This window comes from Metasolibacillus meyeri (assembly GCF_003049505.1).
Classification (GTDB): domain Bacteria; phylum Bacillota; class Bacilli; order Bacillales_A; family Planococcaceae; genus Metasolibacillus; species Metasolibacillus meyeri.
In genome coordinates this window covers 1-3,651 of sequence record NZ_PYWN01000212.1, presented here as the reverse complement: position 1 = coordinate 3,651, position 3,651 = coordinate 1, and the positions used below count along the sequence as shown (strand labels likewise).

The following is a 3,651-nucleotide window of genomic DNA, read 5'->3' as shown; positions in this document are numbered from 1 at the left end:
GGGATCAACAGCCTGTAAAAACCCGATTGGTGAAACTACCAATCAGTGGGGGATAAGGAAAACCCCCACTGATTGAAGGTTCACTTTATATAAAAAATATTTTGATTGTGTATACAGCCAATTCGCGGTTGTATTTTTTTCGTGTTGTAAATAATTTTTTGATTATACGCTTAATTATGGTCGATTTTCCTACCTTGTTTCCAGCAATAAATCCTTTTCCTTCAAAATCATCTTGTATAATATAGGTTCTTTTTACATATTGGGTTAAATGAAGGATTTAAAAGAATGGCAGAGAATTGTATTATAAAGTGAAGCAGCTTAACAGGCTGTTAATTTACTTTGCTACAGGGAAGCTAACAGCCTATTAATATGGAAGAAATAGAATACTTATAGGAGTTGGATGAATATGTTTGTGACCACGAGACCGCTAAAAATTAAATATAAAAGTCTGCAAAACCCTATGCAGGACTTTATACAAAATCATGACAGCCATCGTTCTCTTACAAAGGAGGTTGTTTTTCTACGCTATATTGGTATAGCTGAGTCTGTTGAACTTTATAAGAACGATATTTTAAAAATGGAGGAGTATTTTGCACAGCAGAGCATTCCTTATTTACGACTACATAAGCTTGAAGGATTGACGAATAAAGCAGAAATTGACCGAATGATGAAGCGTTGGGAAGAGTGGCAGATTGCGATGGAGCATTTGCCGCTACTTGATAAGACACCTTTAGGTAACAAGCTAAACAATGCGAGCCTTGAATGGACAAAAAAGCTTAGCTTTAAACAGATGATTCAGATGTTGAAAGATAGCCAGCCTCATGCAAGTCCTACCTTAATAAAGAACTTTGCAGTCAAGTTTTTATATTGGATGGATTGTTATTTACCTCGACTTTTCTCGGAGGAACATCGACACTCACCGAAAGTTGTGTTTATCGGTGATGTGACACAGCATGAATTATATTTTTTATATTTCTTATCAATGCTCGGCTGTGATATTTGCTATATGAACCCTAAAGAAGACGTGGTAAATTTACACCCGATTATAGCGGCGGCCTCTACTTTATACAAATGTCAGAATGTCTATCAACAGGAGCTAACGATGCCAGCGTTAAGTGTACAATCGCCGCAACCAACCGTTGTGCCAGTTCAAACTGCTAAGGTGATACCTACTCCTACGAAAGAATGTAGCTATGAGCAACTAGCTTCTTTAGCTGTATCAGTTGTGATGATTAAAACATTTGGACCCGATCGCGAAGTCGTATGCTTCGGTTCTGGTGTTGTATTGCATCGGGATGGCTATATTTTAACGAATTTGCATGTTGTGAGTGGTGGGGAATATTTTTCGGTGCTCTATGAAAATGATGCAACCGAATATACTACAGATCAGTTTGTGAAATATCATCATATTTATGATTTGGCGATATTAAAAGTAAATCGAGCAGGAAAAGCGTTACCAGTTAAAATGGATGGTCAATTAGTGCGAGGACAGAAAATTGTGGCAATTGGCAGCCCTTTAGGATTGTTTAATTCTGTTTCAGATGGCATTGTGTCAGGCTTTCGAGATATAAGGCAAATGCCGATGATTCAATTTACAGCGCCGATTTCTAACGGTAGCTCTGGCGGTGCTTTATTAAACATGCATGGGCAATTAGTTGGCTTAATTACAGCAGGCTTTGACGATGGGCAAAATTTAAATTTGGCTGTGCCTGCACATGTTATTTATCAATTTGCCCAAAACTTTATCGAGGTGTCGGGTAGCTGAAAATGCAATTTTGTACTATAGGAAATAAATTGATTGATGTACTATTCAAAAAGATACGTTAGAAAGGAAGACGTCTTATGAATATTACATCTTTTTTGCTGTACTGTTTTATTATTACCGTTACGCCAGGACCAGCAAATATAGTGATTTTGTCCACAACAAATCACTATGGCTTTAAAAGAGGGTTAAAGTATACGTATGGCTCCACCATTGCTTTTTTTATTTTGCTTGTATTGTCGGCTGTATTTAACATGGTGCTTGCTTTATGGATTCCGAAAATTTTATTGTTGATGCAAATTGTCGGAACAGCGTACATGTTGTATCTTGCTTATCAAATATATAAAATGGATGCTGCTAGTGGCAATAACAATCAAACAGGTGATTTTTCGTCAGGGTTTATGATGCAATTTTTAAATCCCAAAGTATTGCTATTTACATTCACGGTAATTCCAAGCTTTGTCTTACCCTATTATGATGCATTTTTACCATTGTCACTTAGTGTACTAGTGATTACAAGTATTGGCTTTATTTCTTTCTTGCTATGGGTATTAGTAGGAACAGTGTTTCAGCAATTTTTACAAAACCATCAAAAAATAGCGAACACCATCATGGCCATTTGTTTGATTTATGCGGCTGTAATGATGTGGTTTTAGAGGTGAATATTATGCAAAGTTTCACATATAAAAAAGCGATTGGTATTACAGCACTACAGGCAAGTTTTACTGATTTTAAATATAAAAAACATGCGCATCAAGAGTATGCATTTGGTGTAACGCTCAAAGGGATTCAACATTATTGTTTAGATGGACAATTACAGCTCTCCTATCAAAATGGGGTGATGCTATTTAATCCTGAGCAAGTGCACGATGGCATGGCACATGACTATGAAGGGCTTGACTATGTGATGCTTTACATAGAACCGCAGTTATTTTTAGAAGCGATTCAGCAAAAGGATGTCGTCTGTTTTAAGGAACCTGTTATATACAATCATCTAGTGAAAAATAATATATTAGCCTTATCCAAGGCGATTTTAACACAGCAAAATCCAGCATTATGCAGTGAATTGTTTCTACATTTAGCGGATAGCTTAGTTGAACAGGATGTAAGCTCAGCGTTGAAAAAAGATAGTCAGCTAATCCAAAAAGCGAAAGAAATCATGCATGCACACAGTAGTCATGTATTTAAAATGGAAGATGTTTGCCAAGAAATTGATTTAACGCCATTTCAATTTATTCGACTTTTTAAGAAACATAACGGTATCACACCGTACCAATATTTTTTGAACTATAAAGTAGAGCGTGCAAAGAACATTATTGAGCAAACAGGTGATATTTATACAGCAGTAGAGCAATGTGGATTTGTTGATTTAACCCATTTAAACAAGCAATTTAAAAGCATTTTTGGCACAACGGCTTATGAGTATTTGACGTTCATTGAGTAAATAAACGAATTTAGTTCTAAATGATAAGAATTGTTCAGGATGTTTACAATGGTGCTTAAGAGAATCACCATTGTAAATGATTTAAGAAAGATAAGATGTCAGTTTGGATTTCTTCTTGATCCTCTCCTAATGTCATTAAATGGCTTGAATTAGGATATCCCTTTACACTTTTATGTTGTGAAGATACATTTTGATAAATTTCCTCGGCACTTTCTTTATATAAGGCTTCATCTAGCTCTCCATATAAGATACATATAGGTTTTTCGATGCTTGACAAACCTTCCATTGTTAAGTCAATGTATTCCTGAAACTGTAATAAGCTACTAAAAGAAGATGCTTTTAGACAATCCAATTCATGAGATATTTGCGCCTTGTCTTTTCCTTCTAATTGTTTATCCCGTATTAACAGGCTGTAAGACCCCCACATCAAAATAGTGAGTGGAAC

Annotated in this window: 4 protein-coding genes; 3 read left to right on the top strand and 1 reads right to left on the bottom strand. The window is 35.8% G+C overall.

Features of this window, described 5'->3' with window-relative positions; translation table 11 throughout:
* Nucleotides 1-406: 406 nt before the first annotated feature.
* From C9J34_RS20925 to C9J34_RS20915, 3 genes are all read left to right on the top strand, one after another.
* A complete protein-coding gene (locus C9J34_RS20925; protein WP_107842099.1) occupies nt 407-1,765 on the top strand; it encodes a trypsin-like peptidase domain-containing protein in 1,359 nt (452 codons plus the stop codon).
* 77 nt (nt 1,766-1,842) lie between these two features.
* Nucleotides 1,843-2,418, top strand: a complete 576-nt coding sequence (locus C9J34_RS20920) for a LysE family translocator (protein WP_107842098.1) — start codon at nt 1,843-1,845, stop codon at nt 2,416-2,418.
* Between the two features lie 11 nt (nt 2,419-2,429).
* A complete protein-coding gene (locus C9J34_RS20915; RefSeq protein ID WP_107842097.1) occupies nt 2,430-3,206 on the top strand; it encodes an AraC family transcriptional regulator in 777 nt (258 codons plus the stop codon).
* A 64-nt stretch (nt 3,207-3,270) separates the two neighbouring features.
* On the opposite strand, the gene C9J34_RS22215 is transcribed toward C9J34_RS20915, so the two are convergent.
* On the bottom strand, nt 3,271-3,651 hold a 381-nt coding region (locus C9J34_RS22215; RefSeq protein ID WP_420799146.1), incomplete at its 5' end, for an alpha/beta hydrolase.